This window comes from Ferrovibrio terrae (genome assembly GCF_943372915.1).
GTDB lineage: Bacteria > Pseudomonadota > Alphaproteobacteria > Ferrovibrionales > Ferrovibrionaceae > Ferrovibrio > Ferrovibrio terrae_A.
The window spans coordinates 1-22,259 of the sequence record NZ_CALSAN010000045.1 but is presented as its reverse complement, the minus strand read 5'-3'; the positions used below and the strand labels follow the sequence as shown (position 1 = coordinate 22,259).

Here is a 22,259-nt window from a genome sequence, read left to right as displayed (position 1 = left end):
GCAGATTCGGTAGCAGAGTCTTGTTTCAGCTGCAACCGGAGATGCTTTATCGATTCGTTATACAAATATTTAAAATATATGCGACAAGGGAAATGCACATGCTCAAGAGCAGGTATCAGCAACTTCGCCGAAATTTGTCATCGCCTGCTTCCACGAAAGACCCTGAGACGATCAGAATCGATGCTCCGCATATAGCTGCGGCCAGATTGAAAGCCTGAAAGGACGACGTCGACGAAATCGCAATGCCTCGCGATTCAATTTCGGTTCTATGGCCTAAAAGCAATCGTGAAAATCCACTGTGTGCAGGAGTACCGAAGGCGAGTGGAAACGGCGGCCTTCAAGGCTGATTGCGCTATGACTTAACGTCCAGCTTCATCTTCTTCATTTTTAAACTGGGCTCATTATCTACGGTCAGATCACCGTCAACTTCACCGTTAGAAGGTGAAGATACGGGTCGAGGATTCGACTCGCTTGCCGACACCGATGACAGCAGTGCACTGTAATTATTGAAGCGCAATATCAGCTCTAAAAGCCGCAACGCCGAGATCGGGTCGAAAGCTGTCTGCCCTTTGTCTGACACGCCCGCTTGAGAGCCCGGGGCAGACACTGCGCTGTCAGATAGCTTCAAGTCTTTTCAAAAGACTGAATTGGCGACCCCAACGGGATTCGAACCCGTGTCTTCACCGTGAAAGGGTGACGTCCTAGGCCTCTAGACGATGGGGTCGGCCTGTGGCTGCCCGAATCATCGACCCGGAAAGCGGCCCCGGTTGCCCGGTGCGACGCGGTGTGTACCGGGTCGCTGCGCACAAATCAATAGCTGCTCCCCGGCCTGACTCCGCACGCTTTCGCGGGACGATTCCCGCAGCGCGACCGCCACCCCTGCTGGTTTTGAACCAATTTATAAAATGGTCCGCTTTACCTGGGCGCGATTTGCCGGAAGAGGCAGCATACTGCGCATTAAATTGGCATTTGGTACAAGGATTTAGTCTTGTCGGCCCCGAACCATTGTGTTTAGGTTCGGAGTCATGAACGAGATGACGCTCAAGCCCTCCATTCGCGTCGGCAGTGCCGCTGAGGCCGTTGGCGTGTTGCGCAAACTGCTGGTCGAGCATTCGGCTTTTCCGGAAAATCCGCTGCCCACCGAGCGCGACCTGTCGGCCCGCCTGGGCGTCAGCCGCCGCGTGGTGCGCCAGGCGCTGTCGGAACTGGAAGCCGAGGGCAAGATCTGGCGCCGCCAGGGCAAGGGCACCTTCATCGGCCCTGCACCCTCCTCCTCGGCGCCGACGCTCAGCCGGCTGGCCAGCCGCACGAATTTCTACGAGATCATGGAAGTGCGGCTGCATATCGAGCCCAGCATCGCCGGGCTGGCTGCCCATCGCGCCAGCGCCGAGCAGATCGCCATGATCCAGCGCCTGGCCGAACGGGTCGCCGCCGCCGGTCTCGATACCGAACCGGCAACCCTGGAGCGCTGGGACAGCGCATTTCATCGCAGCCTGGCCGAAGCCGCCGGCAACCGGCTGTTCCTCGACCTGTTCGAGGTGATCGACAAGATCCGCTACGACCCCTCCTGGCAGAGCACGCGCGCCCGCGCCCGCACGCCCGACGGCAAGGCGCGCTCGGCCAGCCAGCATCTGGAGATCGCCGCCGCCATCGCCGCCCGCGATTCCGTTCGCGCGACGCAGATCATGCGCCAGCATATCGCCTCGCATCAGGAAGCCCTGCTGAAAGCCATGAACACCGACCAGCCGGGCTAAGCCGTTTCGTCCACTGCGCACCAGTATCGGATCCGCGTCTATGAAAGTCCCCTTCGCCTTCACCACTCGCCCCGAAATCAAGGGCACCTTCGGCGTCGTCGCCACCACACACTGGATCGCATCATCGGCCGCCATGGGCGTGTTGGAGCGCGGCGGCAATGCGTTTGATGCCGCCGTCACCGCCGGTTTCGTGCTGCATCTGTGCGAGCCGCATCTGAATGGCGCCGGCGGCGACCTGCCGGCCCTGCTGTGGAATGCCAAGACGGGCAAGATCGAGGTGCTGTGCGGCCAGGGCCCGGCGCCGGAGAAGGCAACGATTGCACATTTCAAGTCGCTGGGGCTGGACCTGATCCCCGGCTCCGGCCTGCTGGCGCCCTGCGTGCCGGGTGCGGTGGATGGCTGGCTGCTGATGCTGCGCGACTATGGCACCATCGACATTGCCGAGGCGCTGGCGCCGGCAATCTATTATGCCGAGACCGGCACACCGCTGGTACCGCGCGTGATCGACACCATTGGCACCGTGCAGAAACTTTTCCAGGATGAATGGAAGACGTCGGGCGCGCTGTGGCTTGATCGGACCGGCGCGCTGCCCAAGGCTTACGCGCTGTTCAAGCAGCCCGGCCTGGCCGCGACCTATCGCAAGCTCGGCAGCGCCGGCAGCGGCAGCCGCGAGCAGAAGATCGAAGCCGCACGCAAGGCATGGCGCGAGGGCTTCGTCGCCCAGGCGATCGATAAATTCAGCACCGGCACCGAAGCGATGGATGCCTCGGGCCGCCGCCATCGCGGCGTGCTGAGCGGCAACGACATGGCCAAGTGGCAGGCCCATGTCGAAAGCCCGCTGACCTATGACTATCACGGCTGGACCGTGGCGAAATGCGGCCCCTGGAGCCAGGGCCCGGCCTTCCTGCAGCAGCTCGCCATCCTCAAGCATTTCGATCTCTCCAGCATGGACCCGGCGGGCCCGGATTTCGTGCACACGCTGGTCGAGGCCTCCAAGCTGGCCTTTGCCGACCGCGAGGCCTGGTATGGCGATCCCGATCATGTGGATGTGCCGATGGCCGCTCTGCTGTCGGATGCCTATAACGCACAACGTGCGAAACTGATCGGCCCCACGGCGTCGCTGGAGCTGCGGCCCGGCGATCCGGTTGGCAGCGGCGCCAAGCTGACCTCGATCAAGGCCGGTGAAGCCGGCGGCGTCGGCGTCGGTGAACCCACCGTGGGCCGTCTGGCCGGCAGCGACGGCAAGGTGACAATGCGCGGCGCCGCCAGCGGCGACACCTGCCATGTCGATGTGATCGACCGCTGGGGCAACATGGTCTCGGCCACGCCGTCAGGCGGCTGGCTGCAATCCTCGCCGCTGATCCCCGACCTGGGCTTCTGTCTCGGCACGCGGGCACAGATGTTCTGGCTCGAAGAGGGCCTGCCCAACTCGCTCAAGCCTGGCAAGCGGCCGCGCACGACGCTGTCGCCGTCGATGGCGCTGCGCGACGGCAAGCCGGCACTGGCCTTTGGCACGCCGGGTGGCGACCAGCAGGACCAGTGGTCGCCGCAGATGTTCCTCAAGGTCGTACACCACGGCATGAACCTGCAGGAAGCCATCGACAGTCCCGCCTGGCACAGCGAGCATTTCCCCTCCTCCTTCTATCCGCGCGCCGCCAAGCCCGGCCATCTCGGCCTCGAAGGCCGCTTCCCGAAGGACACTATCGAGGCGCTGAAGGCCCGCGGCCACAAGGTGGAAACCGGCGGCGACTGGTCGGAAGGCCGCCTCACCGCCTGCGGCACCACCGAAACGCCGGAGGGCACGCTGCTGACCGCGGGCGCCAATCCGCGCGGCATGCAGGGCTACGCGGTGGGTCGCTAAAGATGACGTGGTCGATTGTCGCCCGCGATTCTGCCACTGGCGCCTTCGGTGTCGCCGTCACCACCAAGTTCTTCGCCGTCGGTGCGCTCTGTCCGCATGCCAAAAGCGGCAACGGCGCGCTGGCGACGCAGGCACTGATCAATCCCACCTGGGGCCCGCGGGGCTTGGCCATGCTGGCCGATGGCCTGCCGGCAGCCGAGGTCGTGCGCCAGCTGGTGGCTTCCGATGACGGCCGCGCCGCGCGCCAGCTGCATGTGGTCGACCGCGCCGGCAACACGGCCGCCCATACCGGCGACGGCTGCATCGACTGGTGCGGCCACAAGACCGGCACCGGATTTTCGGTCGCCGGCAATATGCTGGCCGGCGCTGCCGTGGTGGACGCCACCTTTGCGTCTTTTGCGGCCAGCACCAAGACGCTGGCCGAACGCTTCCTCGATGCGCTGGATGCCGGCCAGGCCGAGGGCGGCGACAAGCGCGGCAAGCAGTCGGCCGCACTGATCATCTATGCGGGTGAGGATTATCCGGCGCTCTCTTTGCGCGTCGATGACCATGCCGAACCGCTGGAAGAATTACGCCGGCTGTATACGGTGTCGCGCGGCCGTGCCGCAGCGTTTTCCAAATTCTATGCCACCCGCGACAATCCGAGCGGCATCTGGGACCGCGGCGTGATCGAGGCGGAAGTGCAGCGCCTCGAAACACAACAGCGCGCGGAGCTGCGCTGATGGCCCTGCTCGAAGTCGCAGACCTGCGCACGCATTTCAACACCGAGGGCGGCGAGTTCCGCGCTGTCGATGGCGTCAGCTTCACAGTCGATTCCGGCAAGACGCTGGGCATCGTCGGCGAGAGCGGCTGCGGCAAGTCGGTCACCTCGCTCACCGTGATGGGGCTGCTGCCCAGCCGCGGCGCCCGCATCGCCAGCGGCAGCATAAAATTCGCCGGCAACGACCTGCGGCATATGCCGGCCGACGACCTGCGCGACCTGCGCGGCAACCGGCTGGCGATGATCTTCCAGGAGCCAATGACCTCGCTGAACCCAGCCTTCACCATCGGTGACCAGATCATGGAAGGCCTGGTGCGGCACAAGGGTCTGACCGGCGCCGAGGCGCGCGAACAGGCGATTGCCATGCTGCGCAAGGTGAAGATTCCGGCGCCGGAAAAGCGCATCGACGATTATCCGCACCAGCTGTCGGGCGGCATGCGCCAGCGCGCCATGATCGCCATGGCGCTGGCCTGCGGACCGGAGCTTCTGATCGCCGACGAACCGACCACGGCGCTGGATGTGACGGTGCAGGCGCAGATCCTTGATCTGCTGCGCGAGCTGCAGCGCGATTTGGGCACCGCCATCATGCTGATCAGCCATGATATGGGCGTGATCGCCGAGATGGCCGACCATGTCGCCGTGATGTATGCCGGTCGCATCGTGGAACAGGCCCCGGTCGAAATGCTGTTCGACGCGCCGCAGCACCCCTACACCATCGGCCTGCTCGGCTCGATCCCGCGGCTGGATCACACCAAGGACCGGCTGGCCGCCATCGAAGGCAGCGTGCCCGATCCGATGGACCCGCCGCCGGGCTGCCGCTTCAGCCCGCGCTGCCCGTTTGTCGAGGATCAGTGCCGCGCGGCAGCACCCGAGCTGCGCGATGTCCTGCCCGGCCATGCCGTGGCCTGCTGGAAGGCGCCTCTCCTATGAGCAACCTTCTGGAAGTGCGCGGCCTGACCAAGCAGTTCACCGCCAAGACCAACTGGTTCGGCCGGCCGATCAGCCATGTCTCCGCCGTCGACAATGTCAGCTTCGATCTCAAGCCGGGCGAAACGCTGAGCCTGGTGGGCGAGAGCGGCTGCGGCAAGTCGACCACCGGCCGGCTGCTGCTGCGCCTGATCGATCCGACTGCGGGCACGATCACCTTCGATGGCCGCGACATCACCAAACTGACCGGCACGGCACTGCGCGACCTGCGCCGCGAGATGCAGCTGGTGTTTCAGGATCCCTATGCCTCGCTCAATCCGCGCATGACGGTGGGCGACATCCTGGCCGAACCGCTGATGCTGCATGGCCTGGTGCCGCCGGGCAAGCGCAAAGCCCGTGTGGAGGAACTGCTCACGCTGGTCGGCCTGCGCGCCAGCCATGCGCGGCGCTATCCGCATGAATTCTCCGGCGGCCAGCGCCAGCGCGTCGGCATTGCCCGCGCGCTGGCGGTGGAGCCCAACCTGATCGTCTGCGACGAGGCCGTGTCGGCGCTGGATGTCTCGGTGCAGGCACAGGTGTTGAATCTGCTGAAAGACCTGCAGGCGCGGCTCGGCATCGCCATGGTGTTCATCGCCCATGACCTCGCGGTGGTGCGGCATATCTCGCAGCGCATTGCCGTGATGTATCTGGGCAATATCGTCGAAGTGGCGCCGGCCGCCGAACTGTTTGCCAATCCGCAGCATCCCTATACCCGAGCGCTGCTGTCGGCCATTCCGGTGCCGCAGCCCAACGCGACGCGCCAGCGCATGATCCTGAGCGGCGATGTGCCCAGTCCGATCGATCCGCCGCCGGGCTGCCGCTTCAACACCCGCTGTCCCTTCGCGATCGATCTCTGCCGCCAGGCCATCCCGGCGATGGAAACGACATCGGCCGGCCACAGCGTTGCCTGCCACCGCTGGCGCGAGCTGCCCGCGGCCGCGCCGCTGCCGGCGGAAAGCGACACCGCCGGTGCTGCGCGGCTCGCTCGCCTGCAGGCCCGTTTCGTCGACACTGCATCCCGTGTATCGCAACCATAACAGGAGAGGCTGACATGATGAGAAAGAGCACTTGGGCGGCGCTGGCCGCGGTATTGCTGCTGGGCACCGGCGGGCTCGCCACCGGCGCTTCGGCGCAAACGCTGAAATTCGGACTGGCGGAAGATCCCGATGTCCTCGATCCCACCATGGCCCGTACTTTCGTTGGCCGTATCGTCTTCTCGGCGCTGTGCGACAAACTGGTGGATATCGCTCCGGATCTGAAGGTGGTGCCGCAGCTGGCGACCGAATGGAGCTGGTCGGCCGACAACAAGGCGCTGACCATGAAGCTGCGCCCGGGCGTGACCTTCCACGATGGCGAAAAGCTTGATGCCGAGGCGGTGAAATACAATATCGAGCGTCACAAGACCATGCAGGGCTCGCAGCGTCGCGGCGAACTGTCGGCCGTGACCTCGGTGGATGTCGTCGATCCGCTGACCGTGCGCCTGAACACCGCGGCGCCGTTTGCCCCGCTGCTGGCTACCCTGACCGACCGCGCCGGCATGATGATCTCGCCCAAGGCCGGCAAGGCGCTGGGTGACAAGTTCGGCACCGCGCCGGTCTGCGCCGGTCCGTTCAAGTTCGTCGAGCGTATCGCCCAGGACCGCATCGTGGTCGAGAAGTTCGATGGCTACTGGAACAAGGCCAATGTAAATTTCTCGCGCATTGAATTCCGTCCCTTCATCGATGCCACCGTGCGCCTCGCCAACCTGCGCTCGGGCCAGCTTGACTTCATCGAGCGGCTGTCGGCCACCGACGCCGGCGCCGTGCAGAAGGACAACAAGCTGAAGCTCGTCTCCGTCACCGAGATCGGCTACTACGGCATCACCATCAACATCGGCAAGAGCGACAAGGCCAAGACCTCGGCCCTCGGCTCAAACCCGAAGATCCGTGAAGCCTTCGAGCTGTCGCTGGATCGCAACGGCATCAACAAGGTGGTGTTCGACGGCCTGGCCACGCCGGGCAACCAGTGGGTCGCGCCGAACAATCCCGCCTATGCCAAGTCGGTGCCGATCCCGAAGCGCGATGTCGCCAAGGCCAAGCAGCTGCTGAAGGAAGCCGGCAATCCGAACCCGGTGGTCAACCTGGTGACGCCGACCACCACCGATGCCAGCAAGCTGGCCCAGGTGGTGCAGGTGATGGCCAAGGAAGCGGGCTTTGACGTGCGCATCCAGGCCACCGAATTCGCCACCTCGCTGAACATGGCCGACAAGGGTGATTTCGAGGCCTATATCCTGGCCTGGAGCGGTCGCCCCGATCCGGACGGCAATCTCTTCTCCTTCCACGCCTGCAAGCAGCCGCTGAACTATTCAGGCCTGTGCAATCCGGCGCTGGACGAGATCCTGAACGACAGCCGCCTGACCACCAATGTGGCCGAGCGTCAGGCCGCCTGGGAGAAGGCCGCCAAGATCGTCAATGCCGAGCGGCCGATCATCTATCTTCTGCATCGCAAGTGGCTGTATGCCCACAATGCCAAGCTGACCGGCTTCAAGGAATATCCCGATGGCCTGGTCCGTTTCACCGGCATGAAGATGTAATGCGTCGGGGCCGCCGCTCAACCGCGGCGGCCCCTCCTCTTCTTTTTTCGTAAAGCCCCATGATCCGCTTCCTGTTCCGACGCATCGCCATTCTGCTGCCGACACTGCTGTTCGTGTCGATGATCATCTTCGGGCTGCAGCAACTGCTGCCCGGCGATCCGGCAATTGCCATGGCCGGCGAAGAGCGCGATCCGCAGGCGATTGCCGAGGTGCGCGCCAAGTACAATCTCGACAAGCCGATCTGGGTGCAGTACGGCCTGTGGATCGGCGGCATCCTGCAGGGCAATTTCGGTGAATCGATCCGCATCCAGCTGCCGGTGTCGCAGCTGCTGCTGGAAAAGCTGCCGGTCACCATCGAACTGGCGATCCTCTCCATGCTGGTCGCGCTCGCCATCGGTCTGCCAGCCGGCGTGATTTCTGCATTGCATAACGGCCGCTGGCCGGATTACGTCGCCAACATCATCGGCCTCTGGGGCCTGTCGACGCCGAATTTCTGGCTCGGCATCATGATGATCCTATTCTTCTCGGTCGAACTCGGCTGGCTGCCGGCATCGGGCTATGTCTCACCCACCGAAGACCTCTGGGCCAACCTGCAGGCGATGATCATGCCGGCCTTCGTGCTGGGCACCGGCATCGCCGCCGTCTTCATGCGGCATACCCGCAGCGCCATGCTGCAGGTGCTGGCCAGCGACTATATCCGCACCGCACGCGCCAAGGGCCTGTATGAACGCGTGGTGATCGGCAAGCATGCCTTCCGCAATGCCGCCGTGCCGGTGATCACGTTGGGTGCGCTGGAATTCGGCCAGCTGCTGTCGGGGGCCGTGCTGACCGAGCAGATTTTCTCCATTCCCGGCTTCGGCAAGCTGATCGTCGATGCGGTGTTCAACCGCGATTACGCCGTCGTTCAGGGCGTCGTTCTCTGCACGGCCACCGCCTATATCCTGCTGAACCTGCTGGCCGACATCGCCTACTTCCTGGTTAATCCGAGGCTGCGCGCATGACCGCCGTCGAGTCCGTCATGCAGCCCGCCGCAGCCACCAAACCTGCCGCCGAAGAAAGCCCGGCGCGGCGCGCCTTCCGCCGCCTGCTGCGGCGCAAGGGCGCCGTGGTCGGGCTGGTGGTGGTGCTGATCTTTGTCAGCTTCGCGCTGCTGGCCGATGTGATTGCGCCCTACAGCCCGGTCGAGGCCGACTGGAGTGCCCTGCGCGGCGCCCCCACGCTGGAGCATCCCTTTGGCGGCGACGAGCTGGGCCGCGACGTGCTGTCGCGCGTGATCCATGGCGCCCAGGCCTCGCTGTTTGCCGGTGTCGTCTCGGTTTTCCTGGCGCTGCTGATCGGCATTCCGGTAGGGCTGCTGTCCGGCTATGCCGGCGGCCTGGTCGATGGCCTGATCATGCGCTTCACCGATGCCATGCTGGCGGTACCCTTCCTGATCCTGGCGATTGCGATGGCCGCTTTCCTCGGTCCCAGCCTGACCAATGCGATGATCGCCATCGGCATTGCCGCCGCCCCCATCTTCGTGCGGCTGACGCGCGCGCAGGTGCAGGCGGTGAAGGTGGAAGACTATGTCGAGGCGGCACGTGCGGTGGGCAATTCGCCGCTGCGCATCGCGTTTCGCCATATCCTGCCCAATATCTGGCCGGCACTGATGGTGCAGGCCACGCTCACCATCGCCTCGGCCATCATCGCCGAAGCCAGCCTGTCCTTCCTCGGCCTCGGCCAGCAGCCGCCGGAGCCAAGCTGGGGCAGCATGCTGAACACCGCCAAGGACTACATGACCGACGCGCCCTGGATGGCGGTATATCCCGGCATCTCGATCTTCATCGTCGTGCTGTCGTTCAACCTGCTGGGCGACGGCCTGCGCGACGCGCTCGATCCGCGCCATCGGGAGTAGCCCGACTCTTGCCGTAACGGTTGGCAGCCCCTACCATCCTCCGCATACAGTTTTTGGAGGATCGCCATGGGCCACGACCACCACCACACCGACTGGAAGCATGACGGCGTGCGGGTGATCCCGGCCGACAAGCTGGACCCGACCTCGGCGGGACAGACCGCCGGCATGAACCGCGCCACTGCGATCAATTTCGCCCGCGCCGGCGCCCAGAAGATCTGGGCCGGCACCGTGCATATCCACGCCAATGCCAAGACCGGCGCCCATCATCACGGCGACCTGGAAAGCGTGATCTATGTGGTGAAGGGCAAGGCGCGCATGCGCTGGGGCAACAACCTGGAATTCGTGGCCGAAGCCGGACCGGGTGATTTCATCTTCGTGCCGCCCTATGTACCGCACCAGGAGATCAATGCCAGCAGCGACGAGACGCTGGAATGCGTGCTGGTGCGCTCGGGCCAGGATCCGGTGGTGGTGAACCTGGATATCGAGCCGGTGGAAAAGCCCGACAGCGTGCTCTGGGTCGATCCCATCCACGCCGCACCCAAGACCTAACCGGCGCATATCCAGCATGCTTTACGACCGGCTGTTTGGCACCGGCAACCGGCGCGGCATCGTTTCCTTTTCGCTGGCCATCTTTCTCTTCGTCATCAACGAGGCGCTGTGCAAGCTGGTCTATGGCAATGTACCGGCCAGCCAGATCCTGGCCGTGCGCGGCCTGATCGCCACCGCCATCATCCTCGTCATCGCCCATCTGCTGGGCGCCACGCGCCGGGTCGCCATGCTGCTGGACAGGCGGGTCGTGGTTCGCAGCGGGATCGATCTGCTCGGCAGCTACGCCTATATGGTTGCCCTGTTCCATATGCCGATCGCCAATATGACCGCGATCAACATGGCCTCGCCGCTGATGATGACTGCCGTGGTGGCGGTGGTGCTGCATGAACCGGTCGGCTGGCGGCGCTGGAGCGCCATTGTCGCCGGGTTCTTCGGCGTGCTGCTGGTGGTGCAGCCGCAGGCGAGCAATTTCAACGCCTACTCCATCCTCGGCGTCGGTGCCGTCATCTGCATCGTGCTGCGCGACCTGGTGACGCGACGCATCGACGCGGCAATCCCTTCGATCATGGTGACGCTGACCAATGTCGGCATGATGGCCGCCGTGGCGCTGGCCTTCGCCCTGGCCGAGGGCTGGGTGGCGATGACCTGGGGCGATTTCGGCTACGTGGCGGTGGCGGCGCTGTTCATCGCCGCCGGCTACCAGCTCGCCGTCGATGCCTTCCGCCATGCCGAGGTGCCGGTGATCGTGCCGCTGCGCTATACCGGCCTGCTCTGGGCCCTGCTGCTGGGCTACCTGGTCTGGGGCGATGTGCCGAATGCCCTGGCCACTGCCGGCATCGTGCTGATCGTGGCCAGCGGACTCTATGTCCTGCACCGCGAGCGCGTGCGCGGCAGGACCGTGCTGCCGGTCGAACCGCAGCCTTAAAGACCCGGCTGCGCCGCATCCTCCAGCACGAACTGCACGCGCTTTTCGCCGCGCCAGTGATTGGTGCGCAGATGGCCGCCGATATGCAGGGCCGAACCGGTCTGGCGCGCCTGCATCAGCGCGGGGCCGAGATCTGCCTCGACCGAGCGGAAGGCAATCGCAGCCAAGCGCGCGCCGCTGCCGTCGCCTGCCGTGATCAGGCAGCGCACGTGCTTCTCGCCTACCACATCGGCCTGCACCACGCGCACCCCGGCCAGCGCAAAACGCGGCTCCGGGTTGCCTGAGCCATAGGGGCCGAGCAGCTCCAGCTTGTCGCAGAGTGTGGCATTAGCGCCGCCGATGCCGAGCGCGCCATCGAAGCCCATCGAGGCCGAGGCACCGGCCTTTTCCACCGCCGGTGCCAGGCGTTCATTCAGGAAGGCCTTCAGCTCATTCAGTTTGGCGGTTTCCACCGTCAGGCCGGCCGCCATGGCATGGCCGCCGCCATTGACCAGCAGGCCGGCCTGGCCGGCCGCCACCACGGCGGCCCCCAGATCGACGCCGGGGATCGAGCGGCCCGAGCCCTTGCCGATACCGTTTTCATCCAGCGCGATGACAAAGCTCGGCCGGCCGGCAGCCTCGCGCACGCGGGCGGCGACAATGCCGATCACGCCGGGATGCCAGCCCTGCCGCGCCACCAGCGCCAGCGCCGCGGTATCGGGCACATGCTCCAGCTCCTGCATGGCCTCCAGCAGCACGCCGGCCTCGATCTCCTGGCGCTCACGGTTATAGCGGTCGAGTTCGACGGCGATCTGCTGCGCCAGCCGGGCGTCGTCGGTGGAGAGCAGCCGCGTCCCCAGATCGGCCTGGCCGACACGGCCGCCAGCATTGACGCGCGGCCCGAGCAGGAAACCCAGATGATAGGCGCCGGGCGGTTCGGCCACGCCGGCGATATCGGCCAGCGCCGCCATGCCGACATTGCTGCGACCACGCAGGATCTTGAGCCCTTGACCGACCAGGGCGCGGTTCAGCCCGGTGAGTGGCACCACATCGCAGACGGTGCCCAGCGCCACCAGATCGAGCCAGCCCATCAGGTTGGGTTCCGGACGATCCGCCGTGTAATGGCCTTTGGCGCGCAGGCGGCGGTTGACCGCCACCACCAGCAGGAAGGTGACGCCGACGGCAGCCAGCTGGCCGAAGCCCGGCGTTTCATCCAGACGATTGGGATTGACCACGGCCAGCGCCCGGGGCAGTTCGGGTTCGGCCAGATGATGATCGGCGACGATCACTTCGAGGCCGACGCTGGCGGCCTCTTCCAGCGGCGCAAAAGCCAGCGTGCCGCAATCGACGGTGACGACGACCTTCACGCCCTCCTGCGCCAGCCGGCGCAGCGCCGGCGCATTGGGGCCATAACCTTCCTTCAGGCGGTCGGGGATATAGACGCGCAGCTCGCGGCCGACCGAAGTGAAAAAGCGATTCAGCAGCGCGGTCGAGGTGGCGCCATCCACATCGTAGTCACCGAACACCGCCACGGCTTCATTGCCGATGATGGCATCGGCCAGCCGCTCAGCCGCCGCATCCATGTCGCGGAAGCGCGAGGGATCGGGCAGCAGGCGGCGCAGCGAGGGATTGAGATGGTCTTCCAGCTCTTCCAGCCCGATGCCGCGGCCGGCCAGCACGCGGCCGAGGATTTCCGGCAGGCCGGCCTGCTGGGCCAGGGCCAGTGCCAGCCGGTCATCGGTATTGCGCAGGCGCCAGCGCCGGCCACCGATGGAACGGGTCACGCCCAGAAACGCAGGCGCGGAATCGGTCAGCATGGTCAACTCTGGTGTGGGGGGCGGATTACCGCGGCAATGCGGCGGATCGTGCCGGTCTGCGAGCGCATGACAATCGAATTGACCATGAAGCCGCCGGGCACGCGCTTGACACCATGCAGCAGCGAGCCGTCGGTGACGCCGGTGGCGGCAAAGATCACATCGCCCGAAGCCAGGTCGGCCAGGCTGTATTTGCGGTCGAATTTCTCGATGCCGAGCCGGCGGGCGCGGCTGCGCTCATCCTCGTTGCGGAACAGCAGGCGCGCCTGCATCTGGCCGCCAATGCAGCGCAGCGCAGCAGCCGCCAGCACGCCTTCCGGCGCACCGCCCGAGCCCATGTAGATGTCGATGCCGGTGGCCGGATCGGTGGTAGCGATAATGCCGGCCACGTCGCCATCGGAAATCAGCGCCACGCGGGCGCCGGTGGCGCGCACCTGCTGGATCAGGTCGGCATGGCGCGGGCGGTCGAGGATGCAGACGGTGAGTTCCGACACGGCGATGCCCTTGGCCGCCGCCAGCCGGTTCATGTTCTCCGCCGGTGCCGCATCGAGATCGACGACATTGTCGGGCAGGCCGCCGCCGACGGCGATCTTGTCCATGTACACGTCGGGCGCATTGAGGAAGCAGCCGGCATTGGCAAAGGCGATCACCGTGAGCGCATTGCTGCCGCCCTTGGCGGTGGCCGAGGTACCTTCCAGCGGGTCGAGCGCAATGTCGATGCGCGGGCCTTTTCCGGTGCCGACCTTCTCGCCGATATACAGCATCGGGGTGGAATCGCGTTCGCCCTCGCCGATCACGATGGTGCCGTCGATGGTGAGATCGTTCAGCGCCGTGCGCATGGCATCGACCGCGGCCTGGTCGGCCGCCATCTCGTCACCCAGGCCGGCTAGCTTGGCGGCGGCAATCGCGGCGGCTTCGGTGACGCGCACCACTTCCAGCGTGAGGTTGCGCTCGACCGAGATGCTGTCGACCGCAACGGCCGGCATCGCGGCTGCCGGTTTTTCCACCTTGGCCTTCTTCGCGCCGGCTGCTGGCTTGGATACGGCCATGGTCTGCCTCAGAGCGGTTCGATGCGGATGAGTGCCGGCGCCTGCAGCACCGAACGCAGCTTGGCGATCTTCTTCATCGCCCGGGCCATATCGGCCTCGCGCGCCTCATGGCTGATCAGCATGACGGCGACCGGCTGGTTCTCGGCTTCCGAGCGGCCACGCTGCACCAGGCTTTCGATGGAGATCTTCTCGTCGCGCAGCACGGCCGACACATCGGCCAGCACACCCGGCTGGTCGCGCACGATCAGGCGGATGTAATAGCGACCGACATAGCCATCCATCGGCGCAGCCTTCAGTGGCTGCAGCTTGGTGGTCGGAACACCGAAAGCATGCAGGCGACGGCCGGCGGCCAGATCGGCCAGATCGGCGACCACGGCAGACGCCGTCGGGTTGCTGCCGGCCCCGCGGCCCTCGAACATCATGCGGCCGACATAGTCGCCCTCGGCGGCAACCGCATTGAACACGCCATCGACATGGGCAATCGGTGTATCCGAGGGCACCATGCAGGGATGCACGCGCTGTTCGATGCCGCGTGGCGTGCGGCGAGCAATCGCCAGCAGCTTGATGCGGTAGCCGAATTCCTTAGCAAAGGCGATATCCACCGCCGAGACCTGGCGGATGCCCTCGACATGCACAGCCTTGAAATCGACCTGGGTGTTGAAAGCCAGCGATGTCAGGACGGCAAGCTTATGCGCGGCATCGATGCCATCGACATCGAAGCTCGGATCGGCCTCGGCATAGCCCAGCGCCTGGGCTTCCTTCAGCACCACGCCGAAATCACGGCCGGTCTGGCGCATCTCGGTCAGGATGTAATTGCAGGTGCCGTTCAGAATGCCGGTGATGCGCTCAATGCGGTTGCCGACCAGGCCCTCGCGCAGCGCTTTCAGGATCGGGATGCCGCCGGCGACGGCGGCCTCGAAGGCCAGCGGTGCGTCTTTCGCTTCCGCCATCGCGGCAATGCGGGTGCCATGCATGGCCAGCATCGCCTTGTTGGCGGTGACCACGCCCTTGCCGGCCTTCAGCGCGGCCTCGACCAACGCGCGCGCCTTGCCATCGGCGCCGCCGATCAGTTCGACCACGACTTCGACTTCCGGGTCTTTCACCAGATCGAGCGCATCGGCATACCAGCGCCAGCTGCCCTTGGGCATGTCGCGCTTCTTGCGCTTGTCGCGCGCCGACACTGCCACCACCTTGATCGGGCGACCAGCGCGGGCCGCAAGCATGCCGGCATGCTGATCCAGCAGGCGCACCACGCCGGCACCGACAACGCCCAGCCCCGCAATGCCGACTTTCAGCGGCGGGGCCGATTTCACATAAGCCTTAACCATTGGCAACTGCCTTATTGGCCTGATCGGGGAGATTGGATGGCGACGCGAGCAGCTTCTTGATGTTCTTCACCGCCTGCCGCGTGCGGTGCTCGTTCTCGACAAAGGCCAGACGCACGAAATTGTCGCCATGCTCGCCGAAGCCGATGCCCGGCGCGACGGCCACTTCGGCCTCGCGCAGCAAAAGCTTGGAGAATTCTACCGAGCCCAGATGCGCATAGCGCTCCGGGATCGGCGCCCAGCAGAACATCGAGGCAGCCGGCATCGGGATATCCCAGCCGGCAGCCTGCAACCCCTTGACCAGCACGTCGCGGCGCGACTTGTAGGTCTGGCGGATTTCCTCGACGCAGTCCTGCGGGCCGTTCAGCGCGGCCGTGGCGGCCACCTGGATCGGCGTGAAGGCGCCGTAATCGAGATAGGATTTCACCCGCGCCAGCGCGCCGACCAGCGTGGCATTGCCGGCACCGAAGCCGATGCGCCAGCCCGGCATGTTGTAGGTCTTCGACAGCGAGGTGAATTCGATGGCGACATCGCGCGCGCCCTTCACCTGCAGGATCGAGGGCGGCGGATTGCCGTCGAAATAGATTTCCGAATAGGCCAGGTCGGAGATGACCCACATGCCGCGCTTCTTGGCGAAATCGACGATCTCTTCATAGAAGCTGAGATCGACGGTCATCGCGGTCGGGTTGGCCGGGAAGCTGACGATCAGCGCAATCGGCTTGGGCACGCTGTGCTGATAGGCGCGATCCAGGCCGGCGATGAAATCGATACCCGGGCCGATGGCGACCGAGCGCACATTGGCGCCGGCGATCACGAAGCCGAAGGCATGCATCGGATAGCTCGGGTTCGGCACCAGCACGGTATCGCCCGGCGCCGAGATCGCCATGGCGAGATTGGCCAGGCCTTCCTTGGAGCCCAGCGTGACGATGGCTTCCTTCTCGGGGTCGAGTTCGACGCCAAAGCGGCGGCCATAGTAGTTCGACAGCGCCTTGCGCAGGCCGGGCACGCCGCGGCTGGAGGAATAGCGGTGGGCTTTCGGGTTCTGCGCGGCTTCCACCAGCTTGGCGACAATATGCGGCGGGGTCGCGTTATCGGGATTGCCCATGCCGAAGTCGATAATGTCCTCGCCGCGGGCTCGCGCGGCGGCCTTCATACGGTTCACTTCCTCGAACACGTAGGGCGGCAGGCGCTTGATGCGGTAGAACTCGGTATCCATGATCCTCAGGTCCACTGTGAAGTACTGATGTGACGGAAAAACGGTTTGGCGTGCAGAAGACTGGGCCTCAATTACGCGAAGGCGCGGCAGCTTTTCGCCCCGCGCCTCCGCCGCCGGTCTGCTGAAATCTGTTTAGTTCACGATATAGATTTCAGCCCGGCGGCTATAGTCATCGGTAGCGCCTGCGGCATAGGAAGCCGGCGGCGGTGCGGTGGTGGCGGCAATATGAGACGCGCCATTCTTGCGCAGCTCGGCCAATACGTTGTCGGTGCGACGCTGCGCCAGGCCGGTGGCCGCCGGAGTAGCATAGGTCACGATCTTCAGGTTGCCCTTGTTGCCGACGCCTTTGTAATACTCGGCCACCTTCTTGATCAGCGCCTTGTCGTCGTTGCCAAGACCGCTGGCGCCGTTGCCGAAACGCACGATGGCCAGCAGTTGCTGCGCGCCGGGCAGCGCGACCGGGCTGTAACCGCCGGCAGCCTGAGGCTGGGCCAGGCCCGCCGGCAGGGTATTGGCACCCGACTGCGCCAGGCTCTGGGCATAGCTGTCATTGGTGTTCACGCGGCCGGCCGGCTGCATCGGAGCCTGGGCCATCTGACCAGGCGCCACGGCCTGCACACCCGAACGCTGCTGCATCTGGGCGGCCGGCTCGGTCGCACCGCGCGGCAGCGGCGGCTGGTTGGCGCCGGGCAGCTGGGTCACCGGCGCGCGCGGCGATGGCGGCGGGGTGTTGCTGTCGGCCGGGCGGGCGCGCAGCTCCTCATCCGTATAGCGGGCATTGGCGCGGTCGGCGGCCAGGCTGTCGACCGCCTGGCGGCGTTCGCTGTTCGGCGACATTTCCACCGGGCGGGGCGGGACCCGGGCAAGATTGGGGAAGCGCTCGGCATTGGTGCCGGCATCCCGGGCCATATTGCCACTGGGAACCGGGGCCTCGGCCTCGTCATCGCCAAACCAGTCGCTGGGATCGGCCCAGGTGCCGCAACCGGCCAGACCCAGCATGGCGACCAGCAGGGCCGCGGCGGTCGCACCGCGCAGCCCAAGCCCGCCCTGCATCGATGTGCTGGCGGAATTCTTGCCGATCCGAACCATTCGCTCTCCCCTCAACTCGCAAAAACCGACCGACCGCCCATCGCCGGCCTGTCGGCCTTGCAGGGCGATTCCCTATCCCGTAACCTCAATTCGTAGCGTGAAAATCCGGCCGAAAACCGGAATCGCGCCGCGAGGAAACGGGCCCCGAGAATAAGGACTGTCGGATGGCGAAGCAACCGGACAGTGGCAAACCGGACTCTGACGTCAAACTGCCCGATCCGGCGGTCTGGGCCCGGAACTGGGCCAAGATCACCGAGCAGAGCCAGAAACTGGTGGCCGAGTTCGCCGCCAAGCAGCAGCCCGAGCCCGGTGCCGCCCCCGCACCCCCCCTTCAGGCCCCGGTAAACCCCGACCCGCTGAATATCGGGGGCGCCTTCATGGAAATCGCCGCCAAGCTGATGGCCGACCCGGCCAAGCTGGCCGAGGCCCAGACCAAGCTGTGGCAGGACTACGCCACGTTGTGGGCCAATACCACCGACCGCTTCCTCGGCCGGGAGGCCACCCCGCTGGTCCAGCCCGACAAGGGCGACAAGCGCTTCAAGGACCCGGCCTGGCAGGACAGCGCCCTGTTCGACTACCTCAAGCAGTCCTACCTGCTGACCGCGCGCTGGCTGCAGAACACCGTGCAGCAGGCCGAGGGCGTCGACCCCAAGGTGGCCCGCAAGGCCGAATTTTATGCCAAGCAGTTCATCGACGCGCTGTCGCCGTCGAATTTCGCGCTGACCAACCCGGAGGTGGTGCGCGCCACCATCGACAGCAACGGCGAGAACCTGGTCAAGGGCCTGCAGAACCTGCTGGAGGATCTCGAGCGCGGCAAGGGCAAGCTGAACGTCAAGATGGTGGATGCCAAGGCCTTCACCGTGGGCGAGACCATCGCCACCACGCCGGGCCAGGTGATCTATCAGAACGACCTGATGCAGCTGCTGCAGTTCGAGCCGACCACCAAGCAGGTGTATCGCCGGCCGCTGTTCATCGTGCCGCCCTGGATCAACAAATATTACATCCTTGACCTGAAGCCGCAGAATTCCTTTATCCGCTGGATGGTCGACAAGGGCTACACGGTGTTTGTCGTGTCGTGGAACCAGCCCGACGAAAGCACGGTCGACAAGACCTTCGAGAGCTACATGCGCGAAGGCATCCTCGACGGCCTCGATGCGGTGAAGCAGGCCACCGGCGAGGACGAGGTCACCGCCATCGGCTATTGCATCGGCGGCACCCTGATGGCTTCCACGCTGGCCTGGATGGCGCAGAAAAAGGATACCCGCATCAAGGCGGTGACCTTCTTCGCCGCCCAGGTGGATTTCTCCGATGCTGGCGAACTCAGCGTCTTCACCGATGAAGACACGCTGAACTACCTGGAAAACCTGATGTCGGAAAAGGGCTATCTCGACGGCGGCGAGATGGCGAATACCTTCAACATGCTGCGCGCCAACGACCTGATCTGGTCCTTCGTGGTCAACAACTACCTGCTGGGCAAGGAGCCCTTCCCCTTCGACCTGCTGTACTGGAATTCCGACTGCACGCGCATGCCGGCCAAGATGCATGGTTTCTATCTGCGCAACATGTACCAGAAGAACCTGCTGTCGCAGCCGGGCCAGCTCGAACTCGCCGGCGAGAGGCTGGACCTGCGCAAGATCAAGATTCCGGTCTACCTGCAGGCCAGCCGCGAAGACCATATCGCGCCCTATCGTTCGGTCTACAAGGCGACGCAGCTTTATGGCGGGCCGGTGCGCTTCCTGATGGCCGGCTCAGGTCATATCGCCGGCGTGATCAACCATCCCGATGCCAAGAAATACCAGCACTGGCGCAACGAGACCGACACCAATCCGGCCAATGTGGAAGACTGGATCAAGGGCGCCAAGGAATATCCGGGCTCCTGGTGGGACGACTGGGACACGTGGCTGTCGGAGAAATCCGGCGAGAAGGTGCCGGCGCGCAAGCCGGGCGACGGCAAGCTCAAGGTGATCGAGCCGGCGCCGGGTTCTTACGTGAAAAAACGGATCGTGGATTAAGGACGTTCAGATGCTCGCACTCGTCGATGTGACCTTCAATTTCTCCACGCTGGGCGACAAGGCACAGCAGCTGGTGCGCGCCGAGTGGGACGAGGAAGAGCGGCTGCTGGCCAAGGGCCAATTCGTGGGCATCTGGCGCAAGGCCAACGGCATGGGCACCATGTTCATCCTCGATGTGCCGAACAACGAGGCGCTGGGCAACCAGGTGCGCGCCATGCCGCTGTATCCGTATTTCACCAATGTGGTGACCACGCCGCTGATCGGCCATCCGAATTTCCCGCAATTCGCCCGCGGCGCTGCCACACACGAAAAGCCGGACTCGAAGCCGAAGCCGGACAGCAACCTGTTCCTGGTCGATGTGCGCATCGAATACCTGCGTGCCGGCGAGAAATTCCAGGAGCTGGTGCAGGCCGAGTGGCGCAAGTCGGAGGCGATGCTGGCCAAGCGCCAGCTGGTCGGCATCTGGCGCAAAGCCAACGCGCTCGGGACTTACGTGTTGTGGAACCTGCCCGATGCCGATGCGGTGGCGACCACGCTGCGCAGCATGCCGCTCTATCCCTGCTTCACCAAGGCGGATGTGATCCCGCTGGCGCTGCACCCGAACTTCCCACAGTTTGCGCGGCCGGCCGAGACACACGAAAAGCCGGCGTAACACACGCCGCCAGATGACTGCCTGCCCCTGCCAGTCCGGCCAGTCTTTCGAGGCCTGCTGCTGCCCGATCCTGGCCGGCACACCGGCGCCGACCGCGCTGGCGCTGATGCGCTCGCGCTACACGGCTTACGCCACCGGTGACGTCGCCTATCTGCAGCGCACGCTGGCGCCCGAGCATCGCGCCGGCTTCGATGCCGCCGATGTCAGCGCCGGCATGAATAGTACGCAGTGGCTCGGGCTGGAGATTCTCGACACGGTGGATGGCGGCAAAGATGACAACACCGGCATCGTCGAATTCGTCGCCCGTTTCCAGGTGAAAGGACAGACCCGCGCACTGCACGAACGCTCACGCTTCCGCCGCGACGGGACAGACGGCGGCTGGGTCTATATCGATGGCGAGACGGCCGTGCAGCCGGTGAAAAAACCCGGCCGTAACGAACCCTGCCCCTGCGGATCAGGCAAGAAATTCAAGCAATGCTGTGGGCGGGTGTAATTAGGGACAACGACTGACGGTTTCCTTCCGAAAATGCGGCGACAATAGTTTGACTTCGCGCAGTTCACCGCTGCCGTATGTTCGCAGTGAAACGGTTCCTTCTAGTTCGACACTTCCCTGATGCGACTGCTCTGAAAAAAGAAAGAGCCCCTGTAGCTCGCCAAGCTGACGCTGATTCAAACCTGCAGCACCAACACTCGCGCCACCTGCCAATTCGCCTTCATACCCCGCAGTCCGTCCAGCTGTTATGATCCAGCCGGTAGGAATGTGACATACTGCCAATACTTGGATACCTCGGGTCGTAATATCAAAAGCTTCTACATATTCATTTCCTGTTACGTCTAACCCAACAATTGAAAGCAGCTCCGCACTGTGCGCAGCGCATGGAGAAGCCGATGCAAGCAGCGCTAGTGCGATCCGTTTTTTAATATGCATTTCAAACACCCAAATACAATTACCTAACTATTCTTCCGCTCCCCCCGCAGCGTCGGCAAACCAATGCCGGTGGAATCAAACCCGCCATCCACGCACAGCACCTGCCCGGTGACGAAGCTGGCCTGATCGCTGCTCAGGAAGAAGATCGCATTGGCCAGTTCGCTTTCCAGCCCGTAGCGGTTGAGCGGCATGTGATCGTGATAGTCGGCGCGGATTTCCGGCGTGTGCACCGCCAGCGCCATCGCGGTATCCACCGGGCCGGGCGCCACCGCGTTGACGCGGATGCCGTATTCGCCGAGTTCGGCCGCCTGCTGCTTGGTCAGATGCGCCAGCCCGGCCTTGCTGGTGCCGTAGGCGACGCGCAGCGTGGACGCGCGCAGGCCGGAAATGGAGGTGATGTTGACGATCGCGCCGCCGCCCTGGTCGCGCATGATCGGCGCCACCGCCTGCGTCATCAGGAAGGGGCCGGTGAGGTTCACCGCCATGACGCGCTGCCAGTCCTCCAGCGTCACCTCCAGGATGGGCTTGAAGATGGCGATGCCGGCATTGTTCACCAGCGCATCGATGCGGCCGAAATGGTCTTTCGCCTGTTGCACGGCGCGCTGCACGGCGGCCGGGTCGGAGACATCGGCTTCCAGGGTCAGGATCGCATCGGGCCGGTTGAGAGCTTTCGCCGCCGCCCGCAGCGTGTCGCCCAGGATATCCAGCATGGCGACGCGCCAGCCATCGGCGAGGAATCTGGTGGCTGCCGCCAGCCCCAGACCGCGCGCCGCGCCGGTGACAAAGGCAACCCTGTTCGATGCGGTCATGGGGCCGACTCACTCCCTGCTGGTTTTTATCCAGACAAGGCTAGCCCGCCGGGCAGCATTACGACCAGTGCCGGCCGCGCGCGAAGAGTGCTGCGGCCCGGCGGT

At 64.8% G+C, this 22,259-nt stretch carries 20 protein-coding genes and 1 tRNA gene; 13 read left to right on the top strand and 8 right to left on the bottom strand.

Annotated elements, in window-relative coordinates:
- Nucleotides 1-648 precede the first annotated feature (648 nt).
- Nucleotides 649-724 (bottom strand) — tRNA-Glu (locus AAG821_RS20510).
- A gap of 301 nt (nucleotides 725-1,025) precedes the next feature.
- Here AAG821_RS20510 and AAG821_RS20505 point away from each other — a divergent pair.
- From AAG821_RS20505 to AAG821_RS20460, 10 genes are all read left to right on the top strand, one after another.
- Entirely contained in the window at nucleotides 1,026-1,754 is a 729-nt protein-coding gene (locus AAG821_RS20505) for a FadR/GntR family transcriptional regulator (protein ID WP_341914685.1), read from the top strand.
- Between the two features lie 40 nt (nucleotides 1,755-1,794).
- Entirely contained in the window at nucleotides 1,795-3,615 is a 1,821-nt protein-coding gene (locus AAG821_RS20500) for a gamma-glutamyltransferase family protein (protein ID WP_341914683.1), read from the top strand.
- Nucleotides 3,616-3,617: 2 nt separating this feature from the next.
- Nucleotides 3,618-4,337: a DUF1028 domain-containing protein gene (locus AAG821_RS20495; protein WP_341914682.1), complete on the top strand. Its 720-nt coding sequence runs from the start codon at nucleotides 3,618-3,620 to the stop codon at nucleotides 4,335-4,337.
- Complete coding sequence (locus AAG821_RS20490; protein WP_341914680.1) at nucleotides 4,337-5,305, top strand: ABC transporter ATP-binding protein; 969 nt, start codon at nucleotides 4,337-4,339, stop codon at nucleotides 5,303-5,305. Before AAG821_RS20495 ends, AAG821_RS20490 begins: the two co-directional genes overlap by 1 nt.
- Complete coding sequence (locus AAG821_RS20485; protein WP_341914678.1) at nucleotides 5,302-6,378, top strand: ABC transporter ATP-binding protein; 1,077 nt, start codon at nucleotides 5,302-5,304, stop codon at nucleotides 6,376-6,378. The genes AAG821_RS20490 and AAG821_RS20485 overlap by 4 nt, the downstream gene beginning before the upstream one ends.
- A 14-nt stretch (nucleotides 6,379-6,392) precedes the next feature.
- The gene (locus AAG821_RS20480; protein ID WP_341914676.1) at nucleotides 6,393-7,913 is read left to right on the top strand and encodes an ABC transporter substrate-binding protein; all 1,521 of its coding nucleotides are present in this window, start codon (nucleotides 6,393-6,395) and stop codon (nucleotides 7,911-7,913) included.
- A 59-nt stretch (nucleotides 7,914-7,972) separates the two neighbouring features.
- Complete coding sequence (locus AAG821_RS20475; protein ID WP_341914674.1) at nucleotides 7,973-8,914, top strand: ABC transporter permease; 942 nt, start codon at nucleotides 7,973-7,975, stop codon at nucleotides 8,912-8,914.
- The gene (locus AAG821_RS20470; protein WP_341914673.1) at nucleotides 8,911-9,807 is read left to right on the top strand and encodes an ABC transporter permease; all 897 of its coding nucleotides are present in this window, start codon (nucleotides 8,911-8,913) and stop codon (nucleotides 9,805-9,807) included. Before AAG821_RS20475 ends, AAG821_RS20470 begins: the two co-directional genes overlap by 4 nt.
- 66 nt (nucleotides 9,808-9,873) lie before the next feature.
- Nucleotides 9,874-10,356 (top strand): cupin domain-containing protein, encoded by a 483-nt coding sequence (locus AAG821_RS20465; RefSeq protein WP_341914671.1) that lies wholly within the window; start codon nucleotides 9,874-9,876, stop codon nucleotides 10,354-10,356.
- Nucleotides 10,357-10,372: 16 nt separating this feature from the next.
- Nucleotides 10,373-11,281 carry a DMT family transporter gene (locus AAG821_RS20460; protein ID WP_341914669.1) on the top strand — a complete coding sequence of 303 codons (909 nt, stop codon included), beginning with the start codon at nucleotides 10,373-10,375 and terminating at the stop codon, nucleotides 11,279-11,281.
- Here AAG821_RS20460 and recJ read toward each other — a convergent pair.
- The 5 genes from recJ to AAG821_RS20435 form a co-directional block, all read right to left on the bottom strand.
- Nucleotides 11,278-13,077 (bottom strand): single-stranded-DNA-specific exonuclease RecJ, encoded by a 1,800-nt coding sequence (gene recJ / locus AAG821_RS20455; protein WP_341914667.1) that lies wholly within the window; start codon nucleotides 13,075-13,077, stop codon nucleotides 11,278-11,280. The two genes, AAG821_RS20460 and recJ, sit on opposite strands and share 4 nt — an antisense overlap.
- A 2-nt stretch (nucleotides 13,078-13,079) precedes the next feature.
- A complete protein-coding gene (gene glpX, locus AAG821_RS20450; RefSeq protein WP_341914689.1) occupies nucleotides 13,080-14,060 on the bottom strand; it encodes a class II fructose-bisphosphatase in 981 nt (326 codons plus the stop codon).
- 71 nt (nucleotides 14,061-14,131) lie between these two features.
- Complete coding sequence (locus AAG821_RS20445) at nucleotides 14,132-15,451, bottom strand: homoserine dehydrogenase (RefSeq protein ID WP_341914665.1); 1,320 nt, start codon at nucleotides 15,449-15,451, stop codon at nucleotides 14,132-14,134.
- Complete coding sequence (locus AAG821_RS20440; RefSeq protein ID WP_341914663.1) at nucleotides 15,444-16,664, bottom strand: LL-diaminopimelate aminotransferase; 1,221 nt, start codon at nucleotides 16,662-16,664, stop codon at nucleotides 15,444-15,446. The genes AAG821_RS20445 and AAG821_RS20440 overlap by 8 nt, the downstream gene beginning before the upstream one ends.
- Nucleotides 16,665-16,796: 132 nt before the next feature.
- On the bottom strand, nucleotides 16,797-17,753 hold the full coding sequence (locus tag AAG821_RS20435) for a hypothetical protein (RefSeq protein WP_341914661.1): 957 nt from the start codon (nucleotides 17,751-17,753) through the stop codon (nucleotides 16,797-16,799).
- Between the two features lie 164 nt (nucleotides 17,754-17,917).
- Between AAG821_RS20435 and phaC the strand changes: the two genes are divergently transcribed.
- The 3 genes from phaC to AAG821_RS20420 are packed head-to-tail and all read left to right on the top strand — an operon-like array spanning nucleotide 17,918 to nucleotide 20,910.
- Nucleotides 17,918-19,765 carry a class I poly(R)-hydroxyalkanoic acid synthase gene (gene phaC, locus AAG821_RS20430; protein ID WP_341914660.1) on the top strand — a complete coding sequence of 616 codons (1,848 nt, stop codon included), beginning with the start codon at nucleotides 17,918-17,920 and terminating at the stop codon, nucleotides 19,763-19,765.
- A 10-nt stretch (nucleotides 19,766-19,775) separates the two neighbouring features.
- Nucleotides 19,776-20,417, top strand: a complete 642-nt coding sequence (locus tag AAG821_RS20425) for a muconolactone Delta-isomerase family protein (protein WP_341914659.1) — start codon at nucleotides 19,776-19,778, stop codon at nucleotides 20,415-20,417.
- 13 nt (nucleotides 20,418-20,430) lie between these two features.
- Nucleotides 20,431-20,910, top strand: coding sequence for a YchJ family metal-binding protein (locus AAG821_RS20420; protein WP_341914658.1), 480 nt, complete (start codon nucleotides 20,431-20,433; stop codon nucleotides 20,908-20,910).
- Here AAG821_RS20420 and AAG821_RS20415 read toward each other — a convergent pair whose 3' ends face one another.
- Entirely contained in the window at nucleotides 20,911-21,345 is a 435-nt protein-coding gene (locus AAG821_RS20415) for a hypothetical protein (RefSeq protein WP_341914656.1), read from the bottom strand. It abuts the gene before it with no gap.
- A 23-nt stretch (nucleotides 21,346-21,368) separates the two neighbouring features.
- A complete protein-coding gene (locus tag AAG821_RS20410) occupies nucleotides 21,369-22,154 on the bottom strand; it encodes an SDR family oxidoreductase (protein ID WP_341914653.1) in 786 nt (261 codons plus the stop codon).
- Between the last annotated feature and the right edge of the window lie 105 nt (nucleotides 22,155-22,259).